The 26552-nt window shown below is 73.7% G+C and carries 23 protein-coding genes; 14 read left to right on the top strand and 9 right to left on the bottom strand.

The features are described 5' to 3' along the window. Positions 1–26: 26 nt before the first annotated feature. Positions 27–851 carry a SigB/SigF/SigG family RNA polymerase sigma factor gene (locus V1633_RS26405; protein WP_331216226.1) on the bottom strand — a complete coding sequence of 275 codons (825 nt, stop codon included), beginning with the start codon at positions 849–851 and terminating at the stop codon, positions 27–29. Between the two features lie 208 nt (positions 852–1059). On the opposite strand from V1633_RS26405, the gene V1633_RS26400 reads away from it, so the two are divergent. Beyond that, positions 1060–1665 (top strand): nucleotidyltransferase family protein, encoded by a 606-nt coding sequence (locus V1633_RS26400; RefSeq protein WP_331217097.1) that lies wholly within the window; start codon positions 1060–1062, stop codon positions 1663–1665. A gap of 81 nt (positions 1666–1746) precedes the next feature. Here the strand turns inward: V1633_RS26400 and V1633_RS26395 are convergent, their stop codons facing one another. Next, a complete protein-coding gene (locus tag V1633_RS26395) occupies positions 1747–3414 on the bottom strand; it encodes a PucR family transcriptional regulator (protein WP_331217096.1) in 1668 nt (555 codons plus the stop codon). Positions 3415–3623: 209 nt separating this feature from the next. Between V1633_RS26395 and uraD the strand changes: the two genes are divergently transcribed. From uraD to V1633_RS26335, 12 genes are all read left to right on the top strand, one after another. Next, positions 3624–4145: a 2-oxo-4-hydroxy-4-carboxy-5-ureidoimidazoline decarboxylase gene (gene uraD, locus V1633_RS26390; RefSeq protein WP_331217095.1), complete on the top strand. Its 522-nt coding sequence runs from the start codon at positions 3624–3626 to the stop codon at positions 4143–4145. 58 nt (positions 4146–4203) lie between these two features. After that, positions 4204–4587 (top strand): hydroxyisourate hydrolase, encoded by a 384-nt coding sequence (gene uraH / locus V1633_RS26385; RefSeq protein ID WP_331217094.1) that lies wholly within the window; start codon positions 4204–4206, stop codon positions 4585–4587. A 21-nt stretch (positions 4588–4608) separates the two neighbouring features. Continuing rightward, positions 4609–5499 carry a factor-independent urate hydroxylase gene (pucL, locus tag V1633_RS26380; RefSeq protein ID WP_331217093.1) on the top strand — a complete coding sequence of 297 codons (891 nt, stop codon included), beginning with the start codon at positions 4609–4611 and terminating at the stop codon, positions 5497–5499. After that, entirely contained in the window at positions 5499–6362 is an 864-nt protein-coding gene (locus V1633_RS26375) for an FAD binding domain-containing protein (protein ID WP_331217092.1), read from the top strand. The genes pucL and V1633_RS26375 overlap by 1 nt, the downstream gene beginning before the upstream one ends. Then, positions 6359–6880, top strand: a complete 522-nt coding sequence (locus V1633_RS26370; RefSeq protein ID WP_331217091.1) for a (2Fe-2S)-binding protein — start codon at positions 6359–6361, stop codon at positions 6878–6880. Before V1633_RS26375 ends, V1633_RS26370 begins: the two co-directional genes overlap by 4 nt. Further along, the gene (locus V1633_RS26365; protein ID WP_331217090.1) at positions 6877–8232 is read left to right on the top strand and encodes an 8-oxoguanine deaminase; all 1356 of its coding nucleotides are present in this window, start codon (positions 6877–6879) and stop codon (positions 8230–8232) included. The genes V1633_RS26370 and V1633_RS26365 overlap by 4 nt, the downstream gene beginning before the upstream one ends. Continuing rightward, positions 8229–10517, top strand: a complete 2289-nt coding sequence (pucD, locus tag V1633_RS26360; RefSeq protein ID WP_331217089.1) for a xanthine dehydrogenase subunit D — start codon at positions 8229–8231, stop codon at positions 10515–10517. The genes V1633_RS26365 and pucD overlap by 4 nt, the downstream gene beginning before the upstream one ends. Beyond that, positions 10517–11695 carry a DUF6986 family protein gene (locus V1633_RS26355; protein WP_331217088.1) on the top strand — a complete coding sequence of 393 codons (1179 nt, stop codon included), beginning with the start codon at positions 10517–10519 and terminating at the stop codon, positions 11693–11695. Before pucD ends, V1633_RS26355 begins: the two co-directional genes overlap by 1 nt. Before the next feature lie 14 nt (positions 11696–11709). Beyond that, entirely contained in the window at positions 11710–13020 is a 1311-nt protein-coding gene (allB, locus tag V1633_RS26350; protein ID WP_331217087.1) for an allantoinase AllB, read from the top strand. After that, entirely contained in the window at positions 13017–14162 is a 1146-nt protein-coding gene (gene alc / locus V1633_RS26345; RefSeq protein ID WP_331217086.1) for an allantoicase, read from the top strand. The genes allB and alc overlap by 4 nt, the downstream gene beginning before the upstream one ends. 57 nt (positions 14163–14219) lie before the next feature. After that, positions 14220–15377, top strand: coding sequence for a protein-L-isoaspartate O-methyltransferase family protein (locus V1633_RS26340; protein ID WP_331217085.1), 1158 nt, complete (start codon positions 14220–14222; stop codon positions 15375–15377). Between the two features lie 327 nt (positions 15378–15704). Then, positions 15705–15839 carry a hypothetical protein gene (locus V1633_RS26335; protein WP_331217084.1) on the top strand — a complete coding sequence of 45 codons (135 nt, stop codon included), beginning with the start codon at positions 15705–15707 and terminating at the stop codon, positions 15837–15839. A gap of 135 nt (positions 15840–15974) precedes the next feature. Here V1633_RS26335 and V1633_RS26330 read toward each other — a convergent pair whose 3' ends face one another. From V1633_RS26330 to V1633_RS26310, 5 genes are all read right to left on the bottom strand, one after another. Continuing rightward, positions 15975–17309: an MFS transporter gene (locus tag V1633_RS26330; protein WP_331217083.1), complete on the bottom strand. Its 1335-nt coding sequence runs from the start codon at positions 17307–17309 to the stop codon at positions 15975–15977. A 91-nt stretch (positions 17310–17400) separates the two neighbouring features. After that, a complete protein-coding gene (locus V1633_RS26325) occupies positions 17401–18090 on the bottom strand; it encodes a hypothetical protein (RefSeq protein ID WP_331217082.1) in 690 nt (229 codons plus the stop codon). Between the two features lie 210 nt (positions 18091–18300). Then, complete coding sequence (locus V1633_RS26320) at positions 18301–18906, bottom strand: general stress protein (protein ID WP_407952113.1); 606 nt, start codon at positions 18904–18906, stop codon at positions 18301–18303. Positions 18907–19098: 192 nt separating this feature from the next. Further along, on the bottom strand, positions 19099–19932 hold the full coding sequence (locus V1633_RS26315; RefSeq protein WP_331217081.1) for a helix-turn-helix domain-containing protein: 834 nt from the start codon (positions 19930–19932) through the stop codon (positions 19099–19101). A gap of 142 nt (positions 19933–20074) precedes the next feature. Beyond that, positions 20075–21460, bottom strand: coding sequence for a glycoside hydrolase family 6 protein (locus V1633_RS26310; protein ID WP_331217080.1), 1386 nt, complete (start codon positions 21458–21460; stop codon positions 20075–20077). 302 nt (positions 21461–21762) lie between these two features. Here V1633_RS26310 and V1633_RS26305 point away from each other — a divergent pair, with 302 nt between their 5' ends. Continuing rightward, a complete protein-coding gene (locus V1633_RS26305; RefSeq protein ID WP_331217079.1) occupies positions 21763–22707 on the top strand; it encodes a sensor histidine kinase in 945 nt (314 codons plus the stop codon). Positions 22708–22816: 109 nt separating this feature from the next. Here V1633_RS26305 and V1633_RS26300 read toward each other — a convergent pair whose 3' ends face one another. Together V1633_RS26300 and V1633_RS26295 are read right to left on the bottom strand one after the other, a co-directional pair. Further along, positions 22817–24187 carry a cation:proton antiporter gene (locus V1633_RS26300; RefSeq protein ID WP_331217078.1) on the bottom strand — a complete coding sequence of 457 codons (1371 nt, stop codon included), beginning with the start codon at positions 24185–24187 and terminating at the stop codon, positions 22817–22819. Positions 24188–24389: 202 nt separating this feature from the next. After that, the gene (locus V1633_RS26295) at positions 24390–26549 is read right to left on the bottom strand and encodes an ATP-binding SpoIIE family protein phosphatase (protein WP_331217077.1); all 2160 of its coding nucleotides are present in this window, start codon (positions 26547–26549) and stop codon (positions 24390–24392) included. Positions 26550–26552 lie beyond the last annotated feature (3 nt).

Raw genomic sequence — 26552 nt, 5'->3', positions numbered from 1 at the left:
CTGGCGACCAGCCGGCCCACGCTCGCTCAGTACGTGTCGGCGAGTTGGGTGCGGAGTTTGGTGAGGGCGCGGGTGAGGAGGCGGCTGATGTGCATCTGGGAGACGCCGATCTGTTCGGCGATCTGGGATTGGGTGAGGTTGCCGTAGAAGCGGAGGGTGAGGATCTTCTGTTCGCGTTCGTCGAGGGTGGCGAGGGCGGGGCCGAGGGCGACGCGGAGTTCGGCGAGTTCGTATTCGTTGTCGTCGGTGCCGAGGAGGTCGCCGAGTTCGGTGGTGCGGTCGCCGTCGCCGGTGGGGGTGGACAGGGAGACGGCGTTGTAGGCGCGGGCGCCTTCGAGGCCTTCGAGGACTTCTTCCTCGGTGAGGTTGAGGTGGGTGGCGATGTCGGTGACGGTGGGGGAGCGGCCGAGGGTCTGCAGGAGGTTGCTGTTGGCTTCGCTGATGGCGAGGCGGAGTTCCTGGAGGCGGCGGGGGACGCGGATGTCCCAGGTGCGGTCGCGGAAGTGTCGTTTGAGTTCGCCGATGATGGTGGGGATGGCGTAGCCGGCGAAGTCGACGCCGCGGGTGGGGTCGTACTTGTCGATGGCTTTGATGAGGCCGATGGCGGCGGTCTGGATGAGGTCGTCGGTGGGTTCGCCGCGTCCGCTGTAGCGGTGGGCGAGGTGGTTGGCCAGGGGGAGCCAGGCTTCGATGGTCTTCTCGCGCAGGGTTGCCCGGTCGGGGTGGTTGGTGGGCAGGGCGGCGAGGGTGTGCAGGAGGTTGGTGGCGCTGTCGGTGAGGGTGGCCGGGTCGGGTGCCGGGGCCGGGGTGGTGTCGGGTGTGACTACTTGCCGGTTGGTGGTCGCGGTCATGGTGGTCCTCCCTGCACCGAGCGCGTGTGGTTCCTGGTTCGTGTTTCGTGGCTTGTGGGCGGGGCACGTGGTGTGTGGCCCGTTCAGGTCATCACCTTAGCCCGTTCGTATCCGCGAAATCTAGCCGAACGGCTGATGGATAATCTTCGTGTCTTTCGCCAAAAGGAACATTTCCTCGTACTCGCTCGGCTTGGTTAGGCTCCGGGACGTGGAATCCGCCGCGCTCACCCCGCCGACCAGGCGGTCGCTCCGGGTCGCCGGGCTGGTGCTGGCCGCCGGTGCCGGTCGCCGGTACGGGGGACCCAAGGCACTGGTCCGGCTCGACGGGCGACTCCTGGTCGAGCGGGTGGTCCGGGTCGCCCGGGACGGCGGGTGTGACCCGGTGGTGCCGGTGCTGGGTGCGGCCGCCACGACGGTCCGGCAGCAGGCCGAGTTGGACGACGCCGTACCGGTGGAGAACCCGGACTGGCCGACCGGGATGGGTTCCTCGTTACGCGCCGGCCTGGCCGCGCTGTCCGGGACGGACGCGGTCGCCGCGATCGTGCTCCTGGTCGACATGCCGGGGGTCACCGCCGAGGCGGTCCGCCGGTTGGCCGACCTTGCCGGGCCGACCGCGCTCGCCATGGCCGGCTACGGTGACCGACGCGGTCACCCCGTGCTCCTCGGCCGCGACCACTGGACCGGAGTGACGGCGTCCGCCGTCGGCGACATCGGCGCCCGCGCCTACCTGCGCGAGCGGGCCACCCAGCTACGGGTCGTGCCCTGTGCCGACGTTGCGGACGACACCGACCTGGACGTCCCGCCCGCACCGTGAGGCTTACGCCGTGGCGGCAAGGCCACGGGGTGGGCCGGCGCGCGGGGTACGGTGCCCGAGGGCCCGGCCCGCCGGGCCGGCTCAGTGCGGCAGGCGGAGCGCGAGATACAGGTCGACCCGGTCCGGGAACCGGGCCAGGTTCCGGCCGGTGAGCTGCTCGATGCGCCCGATCCGGTACCGCAGGGTGTTGACGTGCAGATGCAGCCGGGCGGCGGTACGACTCCACGAACCGGCACAGCTCAGGAACTCGTCGAGGGTGGCCACCAGGTTGCTGTCGTGCGCCTCGTCGTAGGCCAGGACCGGCCCGAGCACCCGCTCCCGGAAGGCCCGCCGGGCCTCCGGTGGTACGCCGGAGAGCAGCAGCAGGTGCGAGGCGAGGTCACCGGAGGAGACGACCACCGTGGCACCGGAAGCGGCGAGCGCGGTGGCCAGGGCGTGCCGGGCCTGCTCGACCGCGCCTGGCAGCGCACCCGCGTCCGAAGCCGGCCCGCTGATCCCGACCACGAGCCGACCCGTGCCGAGCCCCGGCGCCAGGCCGTTGACCGCCGCCCGGATCGCGTCACCGATCTCGGCCAGCCGGGTCGGCGCGACGCTGAGTACGCCGAGGACCGCGTCGGGCAGCGCGGCGCCGGTCACCATCGCCGGGGCCGCCGCCGAGCGGACGATCTCCTCGGCGACCGCGACCGCCAGTTCGGGCGGCGTACCGAGCCCGGTGAGCCGGACCGCGACCACCAACAGCGTCGACTGTGCAGCGAGCCCGCCGGAGAGCAGCCCGGCCCGTAGTTCCGCCGGGCCCGCGGCGGACGCCAGGGCCAGGCCGAACTGGTCGGCGAGTCGCCGTTCCACCCGACCCGTCTCGTCGGCGTGCGCCCGCTCCAGGGTGACCAGGCTGACCAGCTCGGCCGCCGCGTCCGGCAACGCCACCGGGTCCGGTCGAGCCACCGACCGCGGTCGAGTCGCCGGGTCCGGTCGAGTCGTCGCCGGTGGCGGCGGGGTCTTCGGGGACCCGGTCGGGCCGGGCGAGCGCCGACGGTCCACGTCCGACCCCGGAACCTCGGACGTGCAGGCCAACAGCCAGGAGGCGAGCCGGTGCTCCGGCCGGCCGGGTACCGCGACCAGCCAGATCCACTGACCGTCCAGGTCGATCCCGGCCGGCAGTCGGCCGGTACCGAGGAACCTGCCGGCCAGCTTCGCCCGGGTCTCCGGAGCGAGTGGACCGGTGCCGGCCACGATCCGCCCGGTCGGGGTCAACACCCAGCACCGTACGCCGAGGTCGCCGGCGACCGGCCGGAGCAGGTCGGCCAGCCGGGCCCCGCCGGCCATCGCCGCCACCAGCCCCCGGTACCGGCCGACCACGTTCGCCAGCCCGGTGGCCCGCCGAGCCCACAGTGTCGGGGTCACCTCGTCGATGATGTCCCGGAAGGACACCTCGACCGGCACCTCGAACAGCGGTACCCGGTGTCGGCGGCACGCCGCGACCAGGTCCACCGGCACCGACCCGTACGCCGCGTCACCGGCACCGATCGCGGCGACCCCGGCGGCGGCGCAGGCGGTGACGAACCGCTCCGAGTCGGCGGCCCGCCGCCGCCACATCAGCCCGGTCAACACGATCTCTCCCCCGGTCAGGTACCGGCGGGGGTCGGGCAGGTCGGTGACGTACACCCGGCTTACCGGACGGTCCAGGTCGTCCGCGCCGGTGAGCACGGTGAGCCGCAACTGGGGGCTGCCCAGTGCCTCGCGCAGTCGCATCGCCGAACCTTTCCGTCGCCGGGTCAGGTCGGTTGGAGGAACCCACAAAAACGATACGGCCGGCCGGCCGGGTTTCGGTGCTCCCACCGATTCTCCCGGGGCCCCGCCGGCTGCTGTACTTCTCGTTACCGCGCCAGAGGTGTTAGGCGGGGCCCTTCCTATACCAGAAGCGATAAGAAGGGGCCCTTCCTTGCGGGAGGGGGTCGGGGATGAGGTTGGAGGACTTCAACCGTGGCCCCGCCGAGGTGGTCGAGCGGGAGCTGACGGCCTGCTGTGCCGTACCCGAATGGGCGCGGGCGGTGGCGGCCGGCCGGCCGTACCCGGACCTGGCGTCGGTGTTGGACGTCGCGGACCGCGCGCTGCGGGCGCTGGGCTGGGACGAGGTCGCGCGGGCCCTGGCCGCCCACCCACGGATCGGCGAGCGGGCGGCCGGAGCGGGTCGGGAGGCGGCGTGGTCGCGGCGCGAGCAGGCCGGAGTGGACGGTGCCGACGACAGCACCCGGGCCGCGCTGGCCGAGGCGAACCGGGCGTACGAGCGACGGTTCGGCCACCTGTTCCTGGTCTTCGCGAACGGGCGCGGCGACGTCGAGCTGCTCGCCGCCGCGCGGGCCCGGCTCGGCAACGACCCCGCGACCGAGCGGGCCGTGGTGCACGAGGAGCTGCGGCAGATCGCGCTGCTGCGGCTGCGCAGGCTGCTCGACACGGCCGACGGGAGCGACCGGCGGTCGTGACGGCGGAAGCGGGTGCGGGACGGGACGCGGCGGTGACCGCGCGGCGGGAGGAGCGGACATGAGCGACGGGCGGACGGGCGCGCCGGACGGGCGGATCCGGATCTCCACCCACGTGCTGGACACCACGAGCGGGCAGCCGGCCGCCGGTCTCCAGGTCGGATTGGAGCGGCGGGACAGTGGCGGCTGGACGGCGGTCGCGCACGGCCGGACCGACGCCGACGGGCGGTTGACCGACTGGGCGCCGGCACTCGACCACGTGACCCTGCGCGGCTGGCAGGCCGGCGGCTACCGGCTGGTGTTCCAGATCGCGCCGCACTACCCGCCGGGGTCGGCGTTCTTCCCGGAGATCGTCGTCGCGTTCCAGGTCGGCGACCCGGACCGGCACCACCACGTGCCGCTGCTGATCAGCCCGTACGGCTACACCACCTACCGCGGCAGCTGAACCGGACGAGGGGAGTGGACGGTGCGGATCGTGCTCGGCGCCAACCAGTACGGCAAGGCCGAGGTCCGGCTGGTCCGGGTGGACCGGACCGTTCCCCGACACGACCTGCGGGATCTGACGGTCGGCGTCACCCTCGCCGGCGACCTCACCGACACCCACCTGACCGGTGACAACAGTCGGGTACTGCCCACCGACTCGCAGAAGAACACGGTGTACGCCTTCGCCCGCCGGTACGGCGTCGACCAGGTCGAGGACTTCGGGCTGCGGCTCGCCCGACACTTCGTCGACAGCCAACCGGCGATCACCCGGGCCCGGGTGACGCTGGCCGAACACGGCTGGCGTCGTCTCGGCCCGCACTCGTTCGCCCGGGACGGCGCCCAGACCCGTACCGCGACGGTGACGGTCAGCGGGGCGGAGACCGTGGTCGAGTCCGGGCTGACCGGGCTGGTCCTGTTGAACAGCACCGGTTCGGAGTTCGCCGGCTACGTCAGGGATCCGTACACGACGTTGCCGGAGACCGACGACCGGGTACTGGCCACCGAGGTCGAGGCGAGCTGGCGGTACGACGCCCCGAGCCTCGGACGGGACTGGGCCGGGTCGTACGCCGGGGTCAGGTCGGCGCTGGTCGGGGCGTTCGTCGAGACGTACAGCCGGTCGCTGCAGCAGACCCTGTACGCGATGGGGCACCGGGTGCTCGACACCCGGCCCGAGGTCGCCGAGGTGCGGCTGGCCCTGCCGAACCGGCACCACCTGCTGGTCGACCTGACGCCGTTCGGGCTGGACAACCCGGGCGAGGTCTTCGTCGCCACCGACCGGCCGTACGGGCTGATCGAGGGGACGGTGACCCGGGCGCCGGCGGAGAAGTCCGACCCTCCGCCGGACGCGGCGGGGCCGGCGGACGGGGAGGACTGATGGACTTCCTGCAGCCGACGGACTGGACGGAGGCGCTCGCCCTGCGGGCCGGCCGGCCGGAGGCGGTGCCGGTGGCCGGGGGCACCGACGTGATGGTGGAGCTGAACCTCGACCGTCGCCGCCCCGCCGCCCTGCTCGACCTGGGGCGGGTCGCCGGGCTGGCCGACTGGGGCACCGACGGGGACCTGCTGCGGATCGGCGCGGGCGTGCCGTACCACCGGATCGTCACCGAACTGGCCGATCGGGCGCCCGGCCTGGCGATGGCGGCCCGGACCGTCGGCTCGCCGCAGATCCGCAACCGGGGCACCGTCGGCGGCAACCTCGGCTCGGCGTCGCCGGCCGGGGACGCGTTCCCGCCGCTGCTCGCCGCCGACGCGGTTGTCGAACTCGGCTCGGTCCGAGGGGTACGCCGGGTGCCGGTGGTCGACTTCTGCACCGGGCCGAAGCGCAGCCTGCTCGCCCCCGACGAGCTGATCGCGGCGATCCTGCTGCCGCCGGCCACCGGGCCCGAGCGGTTCGCCAAGGTCGGCACCCGCAACGCGATGGTGATCGCGGCCTGCTCGTTCGGGTTGGCGCTGCGCCCGGATGTCCGGCGGGTCGGCACCGGGATCGGTTCGGCCGCGCCGACCCCGGTCCGGGCACCGGCAGCCGAGGACCTGCTCGCCGCCGAGCTGCCCTGGGCTACCCGGGCGCCGCTGCCGGAGGCACTGGCCCGGCGCTTCGGCGAGCTGGTCGCCGCGGCGGCCACCCCGATCGACGACGTACGCGGCACCGCGGCCTACCGGCGGCACGCGGTGGGCGTACTGGCCCGGCGCACGCTGGACCGGGTCTGGACGGCGTACCGGAACGGTGGTGCGAGGTGAGGATCAGCTGCACGGTCAACGGCGAACAGCGTCGCGCCGACGACGTGTGGGCCGGGGAGAGCCTGCTCTACCTGCTCCGCGAGCGGCTCGGCCTGCCCGCCGCGAAGAACGCCTGTGAGCAGGGGGAATGTGGCTCCTGCACGGTGTATCTCGACGGCCGGCCGGTCTGCGCCTGCCTGGTCCCGGCCGGCCAGGTCCAGGGCCGCGAGGTGGTGACCGTGGAGGGGCTGCCGGTCGAGGCGGACGGGTTGCACCGGGTGCAGCGGGCGTTCGTCGCCGCCGGCGCCGTGCAGTGCGGCTTCTGCACGCCGGGACTGGTGGTCGCGGTGCACGACCTGCTGACCCGGCGACCGGATCCGGGCGATCCGGAGATCCGTGAGGCACTCGCCGGCAACCTGTGCCGGTGCACCGGGTACGAGGCGATCCTGGCCGCGGTCCGGCTCGCCGCCGACCGGTCCGACCACCGGGACGACGGGCTGGATCACCGGGCGGACGCAGACCGGGGGGACGGGTCGTGATCGTCATCGAGAACTGTGCGGTCGCCACCGTCGACGCGGCAGGCACCGAGTACGCCGACGGGCACCTGGTGGTCGACGCGGGCCGGATCGTCGCGGTCGGCCCCGGCCACGCCGGCCGCCGGCATCGCTCGGTACGACGTGTCGACGGCACCGGCTGCCTCGCCACCCCCGGCCTGGTCAACACCCACCACCACCTCTACCAGTGGGCGACCCGGGGCCTGGCCCAGGACGACGGGCTGTTCGACTGGCTGCGGACCCTCTATCCGATCTGGGCCGCCCTCGACGCCGAGGTGGTCGCCGCGACCACCGCCGCCGGACTCGGCTGGCTCGCCCTGCACGGCTGCACCACCAGCACCGACCATCACTACATCCATCCCCGGGGCGCCGGGGACCTGATGGCCGCCCAGGTCGGGGCGGCGGCCGAGGTCGGACTCCGGTTCCATCCCTGCCGGGGCTCGATGGACCTCGGCGCCGCCCAGGGCGGGCTGCCACCGGACGGGATCGTTGAGGAGACCGAGGCCGCGCTCGTCGCCACCGAGGAGGCGATCGACCGTTTCCACGATCCGGCCGACGACGCCATGGTCCGGGTCGCGGTGGCGCCCTGCTCCCCGTTCAGTGTCAGCGGAAAGCTGATGACCGAGGCCGCCGCGCTGGCCCGGCGTCGGAGCGTACGGCTGCACACCCATCTCGCCGAGACCGTCGACGAGGAGGAGTACTGCCAGCGGACCCACGGCTGCACCCCGGTCGAGTACGCCGAACGGCTCGGCTGGCTCGGCCCGGACGTCTGGCTCGCGCACGCCGTACACCTCGACGACACCGCGCTGGACAGACTCGCCGCCACCGGCACCGCCGTCGCGCACTGCCCCAGCTCGAACGCCCGGCTCGGTGCCGGTACCGCCCGGGTCCGCGACCTGCTCGACCGGGGCGTACCGGTCGGGCTCGGCGTCGACGGTCCGGCCTCGCAGGAGGCGAACCAACTCGGCCCGGAGCTGCGCCAGGCGCTCTACACGGCCCGGCTGCGGGGCGGTCCGGCCGCGCTCACCGCCCGGGAGGCGTTGGCGCTGGGCACCATCGGCGGCGCCCGTTGCCTCGGCCGGGCCGACCAGATCGGTTCGCTGGAGGTCGGCAAGCTGGCCGACGTGGCGCTCTGGCGGCTGGACGGGCTCGGCCACGCCGGCATCGCCGACCCGGTCGCCGCGCTGGTCCTCGGCCCGCCCGCCCCGCTCGAACTGCTGCTGGTCGGGGGCGAGCCGGTGGTGACCGACGGTGCGCTGCGCACGGTGGACGAACACGAGCTGGTCCGGCGTACCCGACGGGCACACCGGGCCCTGACCAGGAAGGTACGCCGATGAGCAGGCCGTCGGGTGGTCCGGTGCCGTCGGTGGGGACGCCCGGTCGGGCAGCCACCGCCGAGACGGCCGACGGGATCGGCACGAGTCCGGTACGACCGGACGGGGCGCTGAAGGTCCGGGGCGAGTTCGCCTTCTCCTCCGACCTCTGGGCCGCGCACATGCTGTGGGGGTCCACCCTGCGCAGCCCGTACCCGGCCGCCCGGATCACCGGTGTCGACGTCGCCGCCGCGCTGGCCGTACCCGGGGTGTACGCGGTGCTCACCGCGGCCGACGTACCCGGGGACCGGCACTACGGGCTGGAGGTCGCCGACCAGCCGGTGCTCGCGCTCGACGAGGTCCGCTACCAGGGCGAACCGGTGGCTGTCGTGGCCGCCGACCATCCGGAGACCGCCCGCCGGGCCGCCGCGCTGATCCAGGTCGACTACGCGGTGCGCCGACCGGTCACCGACCCCGAGGCGGCGCTGGCCGCCGGCCGGCTGGTCCGGCACGTGCCGATCCGGCGCGGCGACCCGGACGCCACCGCCGAGGTGGTGGTCACCGGGGAGTACCAGGTCGGCATGCAGGACCAGGCGTTCCTCGGGCCGGAGTCCGGGCTCGCCGTACCCGCCCAGGACGGCGGGGTCGACCTGTACGTCGCCACCCAGTGGCTGCACGCCGACCAGCGCCAGGTCGCCGCCGCCCTCGGCCTGCCGGTCGAGCTGGTACGGCTGAGCCTGGCCGGTGTCGGCGGCGCGTTCGGCGCCCGGGAGGACCTGTCGATGCAGGTGCACGCCAGCCTGCTGGCCCTGCGTACCGGCCGCCCGGTGAAGATGGTCTACGGCCGGGAGGAGTCCTTCGTCGGGCACGTGCACCGGCATCCGGCGACGCTGCGCTACGAGCACGGGGCGACCCGGGACGGCCGGCTCGTCTACGTCCGGGCCCGGATCCTGCTCGACGGCGGGGCGTACACCTCGACCACCCCGGCGGTGGTGGCGAACGCGGCCAGCCTCGGGGTCGGGCCGTACCAGGTGCCGAACGTGACCGTGGACGCGTACGGGGTGCACACCAACAACCCGCCGTGCGGGGCGATGCGCGGCTTCGGGGCGGTGCAGGCCTGCTTCGGCTACGAGTCCCAACTGGACAGACTGGCCGAGGCGCTCGGGCTGGACCCGGTCGAGCTGCGGATCCGCAACGCGATGACCGAGGGTTCGGTGCTGCCGACCGGACAACGGGTGGACGGGCCGGCCCCGGTGGCCCGGCTGCTGGAGCTGGTCCGGGACCGGCCACCGCCCCCACCGGCCGGTACGGACCCCCGGCAACTTCCCGGCGGGACGGGCGGCACCACCTCCGCCGACCAGGTGCGGCGCGGCGTCGGGTACGCGATCGGGATCAAGAACGTCTGCTTCTCCGAGGGCTTCGACGACTCCGCTGCCGCCCGGGTCCGGCTGGAGCTGCTCGGCGGTGAACCGACCGCGCTGGTGCACACCGCCGCCGCCGAAGTCGGCCAGGGACTCGTCACGGTGCAGGCGCAGATCGCCCGTACCGAGCTGGGCGTCACCCGGGTGGTGGTGGCGACCGCCGACACCACGGTCGGCAGCGCGGGGTCGTCGTCGGCGTCGCGGCAGACGTACATGACCGGCGGCGCGGTCCGGGCGGCCTGCCAGGCGCTCCGGGCCCGACTGCTCACCCGGCTGCCCGGGCCGGTCCCGGACCGGACGGAACTGGTCGGCGGGCAGCTGCGTGACGACACCGGCCGGGTGCTGGCCAGTCTGGTGGACCTACTCGCCGCCGGCCCGGTCGAGGAGACGGTGACCTGGCGGCACCGGCCGACCCACCCCCTCGACCCAATGACCGGGCAGGGCGACGCGCACGTGCAGTACGCCTTCGCCGCGCACCGGGCGACCGTCGACGTGGACCCCGAACTCGGACTGGTCCGGGTGGTGGAGATCGCCACCGCGCAGGACGTCGGCCGGGCGGTCAACCCGCGGGCGGTGCTCGGCCAGATCCACGGCGGCACGGCGCAGGGCCTCGGACTGGCGGTGATGGAGGAACTGCGGGTGGTCGACGGGATCGTCCGTAACGGCTCCTTCACCGACTACCTGATCCCGACCATCCTGGACGTCCCGCCGATGGCGGTCGACGTGCTGGAACTGGCCGACCCGCACGCGCCCTACGGGTTGCGCGGGGTGGGGGAGCCACCGACCATCTCCGCCACCCCGGCGATCGTCGCGGCGATCCGGGCCGCCACCGGGCTGCCGCTGAGCCGGGTGCCGGTCCGCCCGGAGCACCTCACCGGGACCTGCTGATGGGCAGGCTCGACGCGGACGTCTACGCCGAACTCGACGAACGACTCGGCCCGGTCGACGCACACCTGCGCCGCCGGTACCCGGGTGAGCGGCGGGACCGGCAGCCGGTGCACACCGTCTACGTACCCGCCGACCGGTGCGGTCCCGGACTGGTGGCCGAGTGGGGCGCCGCCGCCCTGGCCGCGCTGAACGACCACCCACCGCTGCCGTACCCGGCGGACCTGCACGACCGGGTGGCCGGCAAGCTGCGCCGGGAGCCGATCGAGGACCTGCGGATCGACTTCGAGGACGGCTACGGGACCCGGGACGATCCGACCGAGGACGCGGCGGCGCGGGCCGCCGGACGGCTGCTGCGGACCGTCCCGGTGCCGTTCACCGGGGTACGGGTCAAGAGCCTGACCGGGGCGGGGCGGCACCGCGCGGTGCGTACCCTCGACATCCTGCTCGACGCGCTGCTCGACGCCGCCGGGTCGCCACCCGAGGGTTTTGTGCTCACCCTGCCCAAGGTGGCCGTGCCGGCGCAGGCGGCGGCGATGGCGCTGCTCTGCGGCCGGTTGGAGACGGCGTACGGCCTGCCGGCCGGGTGGCTGCGGTTCGAGATCCAGATCGAGACCCCGGCGGCGGTGCTGGGTCCGGACGGCCTGGCCACCCCGGCCCGGCTGATCGACGCCGCCGAGGGCCGGTGCGCGGGGCTGCACTACGGCACCTACGACTACAGCACCGCCTGCGGGGTGGCGGCGGTCCAGCAGAGTCTGGCGCATCCGGTCGCCGACTTCGCCAAGGCGGTGATGCAGGTCGCCGCCGCCGAGACCGGGGTACGGCTCAGCGACGGCTCGACCAACGTGCTGCCGGTCGGCGACACCGGGGCGGTACACGCCGGTTGGGCACTGCACGCCGCGCTGGTCCGCCGGTCCCTGGAGGGCGGTTTCTACCAGGGCTGGGACCTGCATCCCGCCCAACTGCCGACCCGGTACGCCGCCACCTACGCGTTCTTCCGGGACGGGCGGGCGACGGCGGTGCAGCGGCTGCGGGCGTACCTCGGGCGGCAGTCGACCGGGGTGCTGGACGAGCCGGCGACGGCCCGCGCGCTCGCCGGTTTCCTGTTGCGCGGACTCGACTGCGGTGCGCTCACCCCGACCGAGGTCGGGTTCGACCGCGTCGACCTGCTGGCGCTGTGAGGGGAGCGGGCGGATTGGACGACGAACTGGTGCTGCGGTCCCGCCGGGTACTGCTGCCCGACGGCGAACGGCCGGCGGCGGTCTCGATCCGGGACGGTCGGATCACCGCGATCGCCGGCTACCACGACCTGACGGGACTGGATCTCGGTCCGTTGGCGCTGCTGCCCGGCCTGGTCGACACGCACGTGCACGTGAACGAGCCCGGGCGCACCGAGTGGGAGGGGTACGAGACGGCGACCCGGGCGGCGTTGGCCGGCGGGATCACCACCATCGTCGACATGCCGCTCAACTCGGTTCCGCCGACGGTCACCGTGCCGGCGCTGCGTCAGAAACGGGCGGCGGCACGCGGCCGGTGCCACGTCGACGTCGGCTTCTGGGGCGGGGCCGTGCCGGACAACCTCGCCGAACTGCCGGCCCTGGCCGCAGCCGGGGTCTTCGGCTTCAAGGCGTTCCTGGTCGACTCGGGGGTGCCGGAGTTCCCGCCACTGGACCCGGCCGGGCTCGGCCGGGCGCTGGCCGCCGTCGACGCGCTCTTCCTCGTACACGCCGAGGATCCGGCCGAACTGCGGGCCGCGCCCCCGTCCTCCCGCTACCGGGACTTTCTCGACTCCCGGCCGCCATCGGCCGAGCGGCGGGCGGTCGAGGCGGTACTGGCGGTGGCCCGCCGTACCGGTGCCCGGGTGCACATCCTGCACCTGTCCGCCGCCGACGCGCTGGTTCCGCTGCGTGCCGCCCGCCGCGACGGGGTACGGGTGACCGTCGAGACCTGCCCGCACTACCTGGTCCTCGACGCCGCCGAGGTGCCCGACGGGGCCACCGAGTTCAAGTGCTGCCCGCCGATCCGGGGCTCGGCGAACCGCGACGCGCTCTGGGCGGCGCTGGCGGACGGCGGGATCGACTGCGTGGTCTCCGACCACTCGCCGTGTCCGCCGACCCTGAAACAGTTCGGCAGCGGTGACTTCGCCGCCGCCTGGGGCGGCGTCGCGTCGTTGCAGCTCGGTCTGCCGCTGGTCTGGACCGAGGCCCGCCGACGTGGGCACGGGCTCGCCGACCTGGTGCGCTGGATGGCCCGACGACCGGCCGAGATCGCCGGGCTGTCCGGCAAGGGCCGGATCGCGGTCGGCGCGGACGCCGACCTGGTCGCGCTCGATCCCGACGCCGAGTTCACCGTCGACCCGGAGCGGCTGTTCCACCGGCACCCGGTCACCCCGTACGCCGGTCGCCGGTTGACCGGCCGGATCCGGGGGACCTGGTTGGGCGGACGGCCGGTCAGCCCGAAGGATCCGCCGCGCGGCCGGCTGCTCTCGCCCGGGGTGACGGCGTGACCGCCGGTCGGGACGGCACGCCTGCCGGCCGGGGTGACGGGGTCACCTCCGGGTCGGGCAGTGGGGTGACCGAGGCCGGCGACCTCCCCGACCTGGCCTCCCGGCTGCTCGGCGGTGGGGTGGTGGCGGCCAACGACGAGTTCTTCGCCGCCCGGGACAACCTGGTCAACCCGGAGCCGCCGACCTTCGCCGCCGGCACGTTCGGCGCCAAGGGACAGGTGTACGACGGCTGGGAGACCCGGCGCCGCCGGGAACCCGGCCACGATCACGCCGTGATCCGGCTCGGCGCGTCCGGGACCATCCGCGCGGTGGTGATCGACACCTCCTTCTTCACCGGCAACTTCCCGCCGTACGCCTCGGTCGAGGGCTGTGCGATGGCCGGCTATCCGAGCCCCGCCGAGTTGGCCGGAACGCAGTGGCTGCCACTGGTGGCCCGGTCACCACTGCGCGGCGACGCCCGCAACGTGTTCCCGGTGACCGCACCGCACCGCTTCACCCACGTACGGCTGCGGATCTTTCCCGACGGTGGGGTGGCCCGGCTCCGGGTGCACGGTGTGGTCGTACCGGATCCGGCGCTGTTCCCCGACGGTCTGCTCGATCTCGCGGCGCTGGAGCACGGCGGCCTGGTGGTCGACTGCAGCAACAGGTTCTACGGGGCGCCGCAGCAGCTGATCGCGCCCGGCCTGGCCCGGACGATGGGGGAGGGCTGGGAGACCGCCCGCCGCCGCGACGACGGCAACGACTGGGTACGGATCCGGCTCGCCGCCCCCGGTCAGATCCGCCTCGTCGAGCTGGACACCAGCCATTTCAAGGGCAACGCCCCGGCGACCGCGTGCCTGCGCGGCCTGGACGCCCGACTGGCCGACCCGGCGGACCCGTCGGCCTGGTTCGAGATCCTGCCCCGGACCCGTCTGCAGCCGGACACCCGGCACCGGTTTCCGGTCGACGGGGCGGCGACCACCACCGACGTCCGACTGGACATCTTCCCGGACGGCGGTATGGCCCGGCTGCGACTGCCGGGGCGGCTCGCCCCGGAGGAGCGGGACCGGTTGCGGCGGCGCTGGTCGGAGTCGCTGCCACCGGGCCACGCCCGGCAGGTGGCCGGGCCGGCCGCCCGCCCGGCCGGCGCGTGGTGGCCGTGACCGGGCTGGAGCCGACCGTGCCGTCCCGACTACGCTGCGACGTGTGACGGAGGTTCGGTGCGGCGACCGGAGGTCCGGCCGGCGGGGCCGGCCGTGAGCCAGGCCGTCGAACTGCGCCGCCGGTACGTCGAGGAGCTGCGCCGCGAAGGCGTGACCCATCGCGAGGACGTGCTCCGGGCGTTTGACGCGGTCCCCCGCGAGGAGTTCGTCAGGGACGGGTTCACCACCGGAGACGGCCGTCTGGTCGCCCCGACCGACGCCGACTTCCTGGACCTGGTCTACCGGGACGCCCCGCTGGTGACGAAGCTGGTCGACGGGGTGCCGGTCAGCTCGTCGAGCCAGCCGTCGCTGATGGCCGCCATGATCGAGGCACTCGACCTGCGGCCGGGAAGCCGGGTGCTCGAGATCGGCGTCGGCACCGGGTACAACGCGGCGCTGATGTCGGCGGTCGGCGCCCGGGTGACCAGTGTGGACATCCAGCCGGACGTGGTGGACCGGGCCGTCGCGGCGCTGGCCCGGATCGGTCTGGCGGGAGCCGTGGATGTCCGGCTCGGCGATGGTTACCTCGGGGTGCCGGACGCCGGCCCGTACGACCGGGTGGTCGTCACGGTCGGGCTCACCGGTGTCTCGCCGCACTGGCTGGCGCAGCTCGTTCCGGACGGTTGTGTGCTCGCCCCGGTCGCGCATGCCGGCAGCCACCCGGTGCTGCGGGTGTGGCGGAGCAGAACCGGGGCGGTCGAGGGGCGGGCTGTGCTGCGCGCCGGCTTCATGTCGGCGGCCGGGCCGTTGGCCGCCCGGCACCCGTGGTCGCACGTAGCACCCCGGGGTGGGCCGCTGGCACCGACCACGCTGCGTCACCCACCCGTGTGGCGGCCCCCGCTGGACGTTTTCGGCTACCACGACCTGTGGTTCGCGGTCGGGGCCTGGGACCGGCGGGCCGGCTTCGGGGCCGGGCCCGCCGGCGGCTGGGGCGGGCCCGGCGGTTGTGTGCTCCTGGACGGCGCCGGGACCAGCTGGGCGGGCATTCTCGCCGACGGCTCGGTCCAGGCGGCGGGGCCGAGCGCCGGTGGGTACGCCGCCGACGCGCTGGCGCTGCGGGACCGGTGGGTCGACGAGGGTCGCCCCCGGATCGACGAGTGGTGTGTCCCGCTGGTCGCGACCGTCGACCCGGAGACCCCGATCCTGGTGCCGTCGGGCTGGCAGCGACGCCGGTGAGCCAGCTCGGCAGTGGCCCGGTCCGGCGTTGACGGCGTCCACGACGGTCCGGCCCCCGGGGCAGGAGCCGGGGTGAGGAACTGGCGACCTGCCCTGGCGCCACCGGTGCCGGCGGTGGTGATCCGGACACCAGGGTCGTTCGTGCGGAGCAGGCCCAATCAGCCGATCACGTGTGTCCGGGACCGCGAGGGTCGGTGGCGGGCGGCCTTTCCGAGCGGGCCAGGGCGAGCATGCTACCCGGCAGATAGCGGGCTCTCCGGGGTTTCCGCTGGCCCAGATCGGTAATTCCGATGCGGAGAACGGTGGCGAATCCAGGGGAGGAACAGTATGTCCGGCGAGATCACTGATGGTGAGCGGGACCTGCCAGAGCGGGCGGCGGTCGAGAGCGAGCGGGGGGCCCTGGTCGCGGTACTGGTGATGGTCGTGCTCGGGGTCGCCGGTATCTTCGCGGTTTCGGCCTGACCACGCGGTCCCGGCCGGTCCGAGGTGCCGCGCCGTCGTCCTGAAATCGCGCGGTTCCGGTCCGACCTTACGGTCCCGGCCCGACCACGCGACGCCGGGTGACCGCCCGAGGTCCGTGGCGGTCCCGGCACGGGGTCAGACGCTGACCGGCCCGGCGGGTTTCCGTTCCGGCGGCGCCCCGCTGGCGGCAGCGTCGGCCGCCGCGTCGGTCGGCCCGAGCGGGACCGCGTCAGCACGGCCGAGTCGGCGCGCTGCCAACCCGGCACCGACGCAGACCGCGACCGCGAGGGCCAGCGGCACCCGGTGATCGAGCAGGATCATCGCCGCGCCGACCGGGGTGGCGATCGCGACGGGCGCGAACAGCAGGGTGTTGGCGGTCGCGGCGACCCTGCCGAGCATCCGTGCGGGTGTCCTGGTCTGGACGGCGGTGACGGCCGCGACGACGGTCCAGGGCAGTCCGATCCCGATGACCAAGGCGCTGGCGACAGTGGCGGGCCACCAGGGTACGCACCGCAACGCGGCGCCGAGCGCGAAGACCAGCGCGCCGGCGACGCTCGTGGCCCGGGTGCCCCGGACCCGCAGCAACCGACCGACGAGCAGGCCGCCCAGGATCGAGCCGGCCCCCTGGGCCGAGGTCAGCACGCCGAGGAAGGTGGGCGGCCGGTGCAGGTCGTCGCTGACCACGGCGTACGTCGCCGCGGTGGTCAACGCGGCCATCGCCATGGTGACCGAGCCGACGAGTACGGTGACCCGCAGTTCGGGCAGCCCGGCGAGGAACCGGACCGCGTCGCCGACCCGCTGGCCGGGGGGCCGCGAATCGCCTCCGCCCGACGCTGTCCTGCCGGACTCCGGTGTGCTCGTGCCGGGTGTTGTGGGATCGGGGGAGGGCAGTGCGGGGGCGAGCCGGAGCAGCAGGTAGAGGCCGGCGGCGATGGTCAGCACCACGGCGGTCAGCACCACGGTCGGGTGCCCGCCGCCCCAGCCGAAGAGCCCGGCACCGGCCAGCGGCGCGACGAGCTTCACGCCCTCCTGCGCGCTCGTCCGCATGCCGTTGACACCACCCAGCGCGTCCGCCGGTAACGCGGCCGGCAGCAGGGCCGACTCGCCCGCGTCGATCAGTACGTAGCTGACGCCGTAACCGAGCATCACGGCGAAGATGAGCCAGACCTGGGCCGCGCTGTCGACGGCGAGCAGTGAGAGGACGGCGGCCGCGGTGAGCAGGTGGGTCCAGACGACCAGCGGTCGGCGGGGGAGGCGGTCCACCAGTGCGCCGAGCAGGGGGCCGAGCAGGGTCGGGGCGAACACGCAGAGGCCGGTGAGCGCGGCCAGGCTGCTGGAGCCGGTCAGGTCCAGCACCCACATGCCGGCGACCAGGGACATGACGGTGCCGCCGAACCCCGAGAAAAGGGACACCCCGACGAACATCCCGGCGTTGCGACGGTCCGGGCCGGGTGGAGCTGTCGACCGCATCGTGACCCCTCCGGTGAAACATGAGTCATAGGGACTCATATCCTCCGGGTTGCCCGTCCACGATGTCAACAGGAACCTCAGTGAGGTTGACTCAACTGTGGGTGGGCTCGCCAGCCCGGGTCGGTGCCGCGTCCCGGACGGCCCGCCGAAGGCTCTCCAGGGTGGTCGCCGACCAGCCGGGAAGTCGATCGGCGGGCACCGCGTCGAGGTCGGCTACGGCCTGCGTGGCCAGTGCGAACAGTGCACCGCCCTCGGCGTCGCGGGCGAACCCGAGGGTGGTACGTGCCAACCGGGCCAACGGGTGGAGTTCGTCCCAGCCCGGGGCCGCGCTGAGCTCCCGGTGTACGGCGAGCACCGTGGCGCGCAGCCCGGCGACTGTGGCGCCGTACCGATTGTCAACGGACCGTTGACGCTCCCGGAGAGTGCGGGACCTCGCCGGATCACGGCCCGAGTCCGCGGACAGCCGCAGCCAGCGCTGTTCCGCCGCCTGCCGGCTGCCCAGACCGAGTGCGGCGGCGATCCGCGCCCAACTGGCTCCCGTCTGCCGGGCCGCCTCGATCAGACACCGTTCGGTCTCGTCGAGGCCGCTGCGTACCTCGCCGAGCAGTTGTAGCGCGGCCAGTGGATCCGACTGTCCCTCCGCCGGAACGGCGGCGGCCAGTACCGCCGCGTGGGCACGGAGGAGCCGCTCGGATCCGGTCTGGGACCCGGGCCGGGGATGCTGACGGTCGCCGTGCACGGCGTCGGACGGGTCGGACGTGGCCTGACGACGAGGTGTCATGCCGGCCATCGTCGCGGGCCGTTGCGCCCGTGTCAACGGAGTGTTGACGTTAGCGTCGAAGGTCGGCTGAGCCGACACATTCCGCAACAGGAGCGCCGGCCCACACCGAGCGGTGCGGGCCGGCGAGAACCGTTCCGGCGAGCGAGACAGCGGGCGCTCCGGCGCCTCGTGGATCCGTCGCCGCCCGGGGCGTGGCGTGGGCGGACAGCTTTACCGGGCGGGGTTCGCGGCCTGCTGTTCCGGCCAGTTCATCCGGCTGATGAGCTGGCGTGCCTGGTCCGCGAAGGTCGCGTCGACGGTGACCGCGTACTGGTTGGCCCGCAGGCTGCTGGCCGAGGTGAAGTCCCGCCGGCCGCCGGTCATCGCGTGCGCGATGGCGCCGAAGATGGCGCCCCAGATCGCCCCGATCACCAGACCCACCAGGATCACCGCCCACCAGTTCCCCACCGTGAAGATCCCGAAGAGCAGGCCGATGAAGAGACCGAACCAGGCCCCGGTGGCCGCCCCGGCCAGCGCTGCCCGGCCGGTGGTCATCCGGCCCAGCACCGTCTCGACCAGCGTCAGGTCGGTGCCGACGATGGCGGCACGTTCGACCGGGAACTGGTTGTCGGAGAGGAAGTCCACGGTGTACTGCGCCGACGGATAGTCGGGGAACGAGGCGACCGTGACGGTGGCCCGTGCCGGCTCGGTGCCGTCGCTGCCCGGCGCCCGGGACTGGTCACCGGACGGCCCGGCCGGGAGGTTGTTGCCACCCGCCAGACCGGGTACCCCCGGCATTCCGGACTGCCAGGACATCGTCGGGTTCCTGGACATCATGCATCGCCTCCTCTGTCGCCGCGGATTCCCCGTCCTCGGAGCGGGGTAAACAACCGGCTCCCGCCGGTCGTACGGCAACGCTTTTCCGGGCCCCGCCGCGTCGCCCCCGACCAACCTCTGGCCGCATTGTCCGGTTTCGTGGCGCCTGTACCCAGCCGCCCCCGGTGTGCTTCGCGCCGAGGGCCGCCGGTCTCAGCCCACGACGGCGGTGCCGACCGGCGTTCCGGGGCCGTCCGCCGGGGAGAACGCCGCCGTGGTGGCCTGGTCGAGCGGAAAGAACGACTCGACGGAGAGTTCCGCCACGGTGACGTCGAGCGGGGTGGCGAAGGTCGAGACGGTGCTGAAGAAGGAGAGCCGGCGTTCGCCGTCCCGGATGCGCAGCGGCACCAGCACGTCGCCCGGGCCCGGTACCGCCAGTTCCGGCTCGGGCTGGTCGCAGGGATAGTCCCGCAGTTCGTCGTAGAGGTCTGCCAACTCGGGATCGCCGGTGAGTTCGACCTGCCGACGGAGCCGACCGAGCAGCTGGGCCCGCCACTGGCCCAGGTTCAGGATCCGTGGTGCGAGACCGGCCGGGTGCAGGGTCAGCCGGAGCATGTTGACCGGCGGGGCGAGCAGTGGCTCGGCGGCACCCGTGGTGAGCAGAGCGGCGCCGTGGTTGGTGTCGATCAGATGCCAGCCCTGGTCCAGCGCCACGGCGGGGTACGGCTCGTGTGCGGCGAGACCCCGGCGGACCGCGGCACGGACCGGATCCAGCGCGGGGGAGTCCAACGGCGTCCGTGGGTAGACGGGCGCGTATCCCGCCGCCAGCAGCAGTTGGTTTCGTTCCCGGAGCGGTACGTCCAGCTGGTCGGCGAGTCGGAGCACCATGTCCCGGCTCGGCATCGCCCGACCGGTCTCCACGAAACTCAGGTGCCGGGTGGAGATGTCGGCCGCGATGGCGAGTTCGAGCTGGCTCAGCCGTCGCCGCACCCGCCAGCCGCGCAGCAGCCGACCGACCGGCCGCTGCCGGGCCTCGGCGACCGTCATCTCGTCATCACCGTTCCGATCGTCCGGATGCGTGTCCGGGGTTCGAGAAGCGCGGGGTGCGCGCCGGCCCGCCGAGGGAGAGGCGGGCCGGGTCGTCGCGCCGGAGGGATGTACGACGACCCGGCCCGGCGGATCCGCCGGATCAGCTGGCGCAGGCGGATCCGTTCAGGGTGAAGTTGCTGGGCGCCGGCAGGCTGCCGGTGTAGCTGCCCTGGTATCCGACGCTGACGGTGCCGCCGGAGGCGAGCGATCCGTTCCACGCCGCGTTACCGACGGTGATCTGGGTGCCCGACTGGCTCCACACGCCGCTCCATCCGTTGGCGAGCCGTACGCCGGAGCCGACGGTGAAGTTCAGGGTCCAGCCGTTGAGGGCCGCCCCGTTGTTGGTGATCCGGATCTCGGCGGTGAAGCCCCCGCTCCACTGGTTGGCGCTGTAGCTCACCCGGCAGGCACCGCTCGGCGGTGGGGTCGTCGCGGGCGGGGTGGTGGGCGGTGCGGTCGTCGCCGGCGGGGTGGTGGGCGGCGCGGTGGTGGGCGGCGTGGTCGGCGGGTTGGGGGCCGCGATCGCCAGGTCGTACGCGCGCTGTGGGACGAACTGGCCCGCGGTGGCGATGCAGCCGTCGGCCTCGCCCGGTAGCTTGATCCAGAGGAAGGCGTCGATCGCCGAGTCGCCGGTGTTGCTGGTACTGGCGGTGCCGATCGCCCGGCCCGGCGGGTCGCACCACTCGGAGTCGGGGGCGGGACCGTTGCCGTTGCGGCTGGTGTCCACCACGATCTTCAGGTTCGGGGCGCCGGTCGCCGCGACGACCGCCTTGGCGTAGTTGACCGACTCGTTGGTGCTCCGGTAGTTGGAGACGTTGACCGAGATGCCGTCGGCGCTGTTCGCGATGTCGGCGCCGACGAGCCGCGAGGCCATCACCGACGGCGCGTGCCAAGCGGAGTTCCCCGCGTCGAAGTAGACCCTGGCCTGGCTGGACGCCCTCTTGAACGCCTTGCCGGCGTACGCCATCGAGGCGCGGGTCTCGGCCTGCTGGGACTCGGACATGCAGGTGCTCATCAGGGCCAGCACGTCCGGCTCGAGGATGACGGTGGCGGGACGTCCGGACAGCCCGGCCGCCACCTGGTCGACCCACTGCCGGTAGGCGGTGTGGTTGGGCAGGCCGCCGCTGCTGGCGCCGCTGCAGTCCCGGTTGGGGATGTTGTAGACCACCAGGATCGGGATCTTGCCGGCCGCGGCGGCCGCGCCGACGAAGGAGTCGACCTGTCCGCGTACGGTGCCGGGGTTGTTCTGGGTGTACCACCGGCCCTGTGGGACGCTGGCGATGCGGTCGCGGATGATCGCGGCGCGGGAGTCGTTCGGGTTGGCGGCCACCCAGCGGGCCGCGCTGGTGTCCGGGTCGACGTAGAAGGCCGAGTCGGCGGCCTGGGCCGGGCTGGGGCGCAACAGGCCGACACCGACGGCGGCCGTCACGGCGAGCGCCGTCACGGCTACGGCGCCGGCTGCGGTGAGCGCGGGTCTGAGCTGCATGCGGTACTCCCTCGGGGACGGTGGGAGATTGAGTACTGCCGATGGAAGCGCTCCCATAGACATCGACAACGGTAAGGCCATGTTGCGTCCGTGTGAAGCCCCGGTTTCGGCGCACCGGCGTCGTCGCAGGTCACGGACGTGACGGTGGGAGCCCGTGACGACCGGTCGAGGCGCCCCGGACGCCCCTGTTGAACCCGGTGTGCCGCCCGTGTCCGTGTACTCACCGTGGCTACCCGTTGCCGTCAGCGCGTACGCTGCTGGTCGGAGGTGCGGGTGAACGCGTCACGGGTGGCGGGCGGACCATGACGTTCAGGTCGGACGCTCGACGGGAAGCCGGCTCGCTCCGGCACAATGCCCTCTTCTACCGGGGGGACGACGACTACGTCGCCGGAATCCGGTCCTTCGTGGAGGCCGGGCTGGCCGACAGCGAGCCTGTCCTGGTCGCGGTCCCCGGCGCCCGGCTCGACCTGCTGCGCTCGGTCCTCGGCGCCCCGACCGAGCTGCGGTACGTGGACATGGCCCGGGACGGCCGGAACCCCGGGTGGATCATTCCCGGTGTGCTGCACGCCTTTGCCGTCGAGCAGACCGGGCGCCCGGTCCGGATCGTCGGGGAACCCGTCTGGCCGGAACGTTCGGCGACCGCCTATCCCCGGTGCGTGCAGCACGAGGCGCTGATCAACATCGCGCTCGCCGACCTGCCGGTGAACATCCTCTGCCCGTACGACGCGCTGCGGCTGGACGCGGACGTCATCGCCGATGCCGCCAGCACCCACCCGTTCCTGATCCGCGACGGCGACCGCCAGCCCAGCGCCGGCTACGGCCGTCCGGAGAGTGTGGTCGACGCCTACAACGTGCCCTTTCCCGCGCCGTCGCCGTCCGCGTCCACCCTCTTCTTCGACGCGTCGGGGCTCTCCGGGATGCGCGCGATGGTGGCCGCCCTGGCGCGGGAGGCGGGCCTGACGGACGACCGGGTCGATGACCTGCGGGTGGCGGCGAACGAGATCGCCACCAATGCCGTGGTGCACTCGGGTCGGCCGGCGGTGGTCCGGGTCTGGTCCGACGAAGAGGGCCTGATCTGCGAGATCACCGGCACCAGCGTGCTCACCGACCGACTCGCCGGCCGGATACCGCCGTCGCCGGTCAATGACCGGGGCCGTGGCCTGCTGCTGGTCAACTACCTGTGCGATCTGGTACAGGTGCACACCGACGAGTCGTCGACCACCGTCCGGCTGCACATGTACCGGTGAACCCGTGGCCCGGCCGGATGGACGGGCACGCGCACCCGTGCAGCCGTGACCCGACCGGATGGGCCGGTACGCGCGGTGGCGAACCCAGTGGCCCGGCCGGATCCGGGGGTCAGCCGGCTGGCCGGACCGACCGGTTGTCGGGTCGGGGATCACGCGGCTTCGGCAGATCCGACCGGCCCGGAACGGTTTCCGATGCTCCGCCGGGCTCGGCGGGCGGGGTCTCCCCGTCGGGACCGGACCGGGTTCGGCCCGGGCCACGGTCGAGCCGCTGCATCACCGGCGTGGCGGCCACCCCGTGTACGACGACGGAGACCACCACCACCAGCCCGGCCGTCGCCCAGAGCAGATCCAGCTGTGGGAAGTCGGCGTGGCTGGCGGCGTACGCCAGGTAGTAGAAGGTGCCGACGCCCCGGATGCCGAAGGAGGCGATGACCCAGCGCTCGGCCGGGCGTCCGGGCGTACCGATCAGTGACAGCCAGCCGGTCAGCGGTCGGATGACGACGATCAGGACGATCGCGAGCGCCGCCGCGGACCAGGTCAGCGGAGCCAGTAGACCGGTGACCACGGCCCCGCCGAACAGCAGCAGCAACAGGACGGTGAGCAGCCGTTCCACCTGCTCGGCGAAGTTGTGCAGCACCTGGTGGTAGTCGTGTGACCGTTCCGCGGCCCGGATCGCCCGGGCCGTGACGAAGACCGCGATGAAGCCGTAGCCGCCGACCAGCTCGATCAGCCCGAACGAGAGGAAGGTGGCGGCCAGCGCGAGGAAGCCCTCCGAGTGCCGGGCCAGCCGCAGCCGCTCCGAGCGGACCCGGAAGAAGAGCCGGCCGAGCAGCCAACCGACCAGCAGGCCGCCGGCGAGGCCGACCACCGTCCGGTACGCCACGTCGACCGTCAACCACCTGCCCACCCACTGCGCGGGCGCCAGGCCGACCGTCGCGATGGCGACGGCCGCGTACACGAACGGGAAGGCGAGTCCGTCGTTGAGTCCCGCCTCCGAGGTCAGGGCGAACCGTACCTCGTCCTCCGAGTCCTCCACGTCGGTCGGCTCGCCGACCTGCACGTCCGAGGCGAGCACCGGATCGGTCGGTGCCAACGCGGCGGCCAGCAGCAGCGCCGCCGCCGGGGCCAGCCCCACCCACCACCAGCCGAGCAGCGCCACCGCCGCGATGCAGAGCGGCATCGCGACCGCCAGCAACCGGAACGTCGAGGACCAGCGGCGTCGGCCGAACGGGCGGTCGATCTTGAGACCGGCGCCCATCAACGCCACGATCACCCCGATCTCGGTGAGCTGGGTGGCGATCCCGGCATGGGTCAGCGGATCCGGATCAGGCAGCCCGAGCGGGAGCAGGAACACCACCATGCCGAGCCCGAGGAAGGCGATGGGCATGGAGAGCGGTCGGCGTTCCAGCAGTCGCGGGAGGATCCCGGCGAGCAGTGCGCCCAGCCCGAGCAACGCGTACGCCAGCGCGGAGAGTTCCACCCGACCACCTCTCGCCGGCTCTGTGGCGGCCGGACGGGGAAGATCCTTCCCCGGGAGCCGGTGCCGTAAGCCTGCCCGGTCGGAATCCCGTGCCGCCGTAAGCCTGCCCGGTCGGAATCCCGGCCGCCGCGAGCCCGCCGCAGCACGGCACCGGACGCCGCCGTGACCAGAGTGGACACCGGCGGAGCGGACCGGAGTGGGGTCAGACCGGCGTGTTCGAGGGCCCCGGCTCCGGGCGCGGGATCAGCATCTCGAACCAGACCGTCGACCCGCGTACCGTCGGGTCGGTCCCCCAGGCGTCGCTGAGCTGTTCGATCAACCCGAGACCGCGACCCCGGCTGCTGAGCTTCTCGGTGCGGGCCCGGGTCACCGCGCCCCGGGTGCCGCTGTCCGCGACCGACACCAGCAACCGCTCCGGACTCAGATCGATCTCCACCCGGGCCGCCGTCCCGGCGTGCAGCAGAGCGTTCGTGGTCAACTCGCTGGTGCAGAGGACCGCCGCGCCGACCACCTGCTCGGGCACCGCCCACCGGTTCAGCAGCCCGGTCATCCAGTGTCGTACCCGTCCCGGGGCGGTCGGCTCCGCCGGCACCTCCATGCTCGCCGACCGGCTCGGCGTGGTGGCGTGCTCGACGGCCAGCACGGCGACGTCGTCCTCGGTGCTGCCCAGCACCGCCCCGGTGGCGAGCGCGCAGAGCGTACGGGGGTCGCCGGTGGCTGATCCGGACACCGCCGCGGAGAGCGCGGCGAAGCCCTCGGTGAGACTCTGCTGCCGGCGTTCCACCACCCCGTCGCTGAACAGCAGGAGGGTGTCCCCGGGCAGGAAGTCCACGGTGACCGTGGCCCGGCGTCCGTCGAGCCCGAGAGGGACCCCGGGCGGCACCTCGACGTACCGGACGCTGACCGGCTGTCCCGGGGCGGCCCGCCGGATCAGCGGCGGGGGATGTCCGGCGCTGGCGACGGTCAGCCGGTAGCCGCCCGGGTCGATCAGCCCGTAGACCACGGTGACGAAGAGTTCGTCGCTGCGCGCCTCCGCGCCGAGGCTCGCCACCAACCGGTCCAACCCGGCCAGCACCAGGGTCGGATCGGGGTCGCTCAGCGCCAGCGCCCGCAGCGCCGCGCGGACCTGCCCCATCAGCGCGGCGGCCTGCACGTCGTGGCCGGCGACGTCGCCGAGGACCACGGCGAGCCGCCCGTCCGACAACGCGAACGCGTCGTAGAAGTCACCGCCGGCCGCGTTGCCGTCGACGCCGGCGTCGTACCGGGCGGCGATCCGCAGCAGCGGCAGGTCCGGCAGGTGCTCCGGCAGCATGCTCCGCTGCAGCAGTTGCGCGGTGCCGTGCTGGGTCTCGAACCGACGGGCCCGCTCGGCGGCCTGGGCGACCAGTTCCGCGGACGCGGTCAGCAGTGCGCGCTCCGCCGGCGGCCAGAAGTGCGGTTGCCGGTAGCCGACCGAGAGCGCACCCCGCAGCGAGGGGGTACGCAGCGGCAGCGCCGCCAGTGCCCGGATCTTCTCGTCGTGCCGGTCGATCGCGCTGCGCAGCAGCGGCTGGCCGTCACTGGTGAACATCGCCGTACCGCTGTCGGCGGTCAGCAGCACCGGCGAGGGGGAGTCGGCGGGGAGCCGGCGCCACAGCGGGGGGAGCCGCTCGTCGGCCTCGTCGAGCACCTCGCCCCGGATCCGTCGGACCACCCGCCAACCGGTGCCGTCGTCGACACCGAACTCCGCCTGGTCCGCGCCGAAGGCCGAGACGGCGTTGCGGAGCGTGACCCGGGCGACGTCGTCCAGGGTGAGGGTGCCGGACAGGGCCGAGGCGAGCTCGCCGAGGTTCTGCAACCGCTGGGTGACCTGGGGCGTCTCCGGGGCCACCGTGAGCACCCCGACGACCCGACCGGAGGAGTCCCGGACCGCCGAGTAGCCACGGGTGAAGATCGTCTGGTCCGGTACGCCGGGCGCGTCGCGCACGATCGGCAGCGGACTCTCCCGCTCCAGGGACGACTCGCCGGTCCGGTAGACCCGCTCGATCACGTCGCCGATCCCAGGCACCTGCCAGACCTCGTGGAACACCTCGGCGGCCGGCCGACCGAACGCCCCCGGGTGCTTGGGCTCGATGAGTTCGGCGAACCCGGTGTTGTAGATCAGCGTCAGGTCGTCACCGTAGGCGAACGCCATCGCGACCGGCACGGAGAGCACCAGGTCGACGACCGCCCGCACGGCGGGATCCCAGGACTCGGGGGGACCGAGCGCCGTGTCCGCCCAGCGGAGGCCGCCCGGAGGTGCGACGACCCCGGGATCCGTGGCCGGCGGGGAGCCGGCGACGGTGGAGGGGGAAGCGGGGATCCGCCCGACCGTGCCTGGCATGCC

This window comes from Plantactinospora sonchi (assembly GCF_036422035.1).
GTDB lineage: Bacteria > Actinomycetota > Actinomycetes > Mycobacteriales > Micromonosporaceae > Plantactinospora > Plantactinospora sonchi.
This window is presented reverse-complemented; position numbering and strand designations above follow the sequence as displayed.

Bases quoted from the DNA above. Each gene is read 5' to 3' on its own strand.
- V1633_RS26405 (WP_331216226.1), bottom strand. From the start codon at position 851: ATGACCGCGACCACCAACCGGCAAGTAGTCACACCCGACACCACCCCG.
- V1633_RS26395 (WP_331217096.1), bottom strand. From the start codon at position 3,414: ATGCGACTGCGCGAGGCACTGGGCAGCCCCCAGTTGCGGCTCACCGTG.
- uraD (WP_331217095.1), top strand. From the start codon at position 3,624: ATGAGGTTGGAGGACTTCAACCGTGGCCCCGCCGAGGTGGTCGAGCGG.
- uraH (WP_331217094.1), top strand. From the start codon at position 4,204: ATGAGCGACGGGCGGACGGGCGCGCCGGACGGGCGGATCCGGATCTCC.
- V1633_RS26375 (WP_331217092.1), top strand. From the start codon at position 5,499: ATGGACTTCCTGCAGCCGACGGACTGGACGGAGGCGCTCGCCCTGCGG.
- pucD (WP_331217089.1), top strand. From the start codon at position 8,229: ATGAGCAGGCCGTCGGGTGGTCCGGTGCCGTCGGTGGGGACGCCCGGT.
- V1633_RS26355 (WP_331217088.1), top strand. From the start codon at position 10,517: ATGGGCAGGCTCGACGCGGACGTCTACGCCGAACTCGACGAACGACTC.
- V1633_RS26335 (WP_331217084.1), top strand. From the start codon at position 15,705: ATGTCCGGCGAGATCACTGATGGTGAGCGGGACCTGCCAGAGCGGGCG.
- V1633_RS26330 (WP_331217083.1), bottom strand. From the start codon at position 17,309: ATGCGGTCGACAGCTCCACCCGGCCCGGACCGTCGCAACGCCGGGATG.
- V1633_RS26325 (WP_331217082.1), bottom strand. From the start codon at position 18,090: ATGACACCTCGTCGTCAGGCCACGTCCGACCCGTCCGACGCCGTGCAC.
- V1633_RS26320 (WP_407952113.1), bottom strand. From the start codon at position 18,906: ATGATGTCCAGGAACCCGACGATGTCCTGGCAGTCCGGAATGCCGGGG.
- V1633_RS26315 (WP_331217081.1), bottom strand. From the start codon at position 19,932: ATGACGGTCGCCGAGGCCCGGCAGCGGCCGGTCGGTCGGCTGCTGCGC.
- V1633_RS26310 (WP_331217080.1), bottom strand. From the start codon at position 21,460: ATGCAGCTCAGACCCGCGCTCACCGCAGCCGGCGCCGTAGCCGTGACG.
- V1633_RS26305 (WP_331217079.1), top strand. From the start codon at position 21,763: ATGACGTTCAGGTCGGACGCTCGACGGGAAGCCGGCTCGCTCCGGCAC.
- V1633_RS26295 (WP_331217077.1), bottom strand. From the start codon at position 26,549: ATGCCAGGCACGGTCGGGCGGATCCCCGCTTCCCCCTCCACCGTCGCC.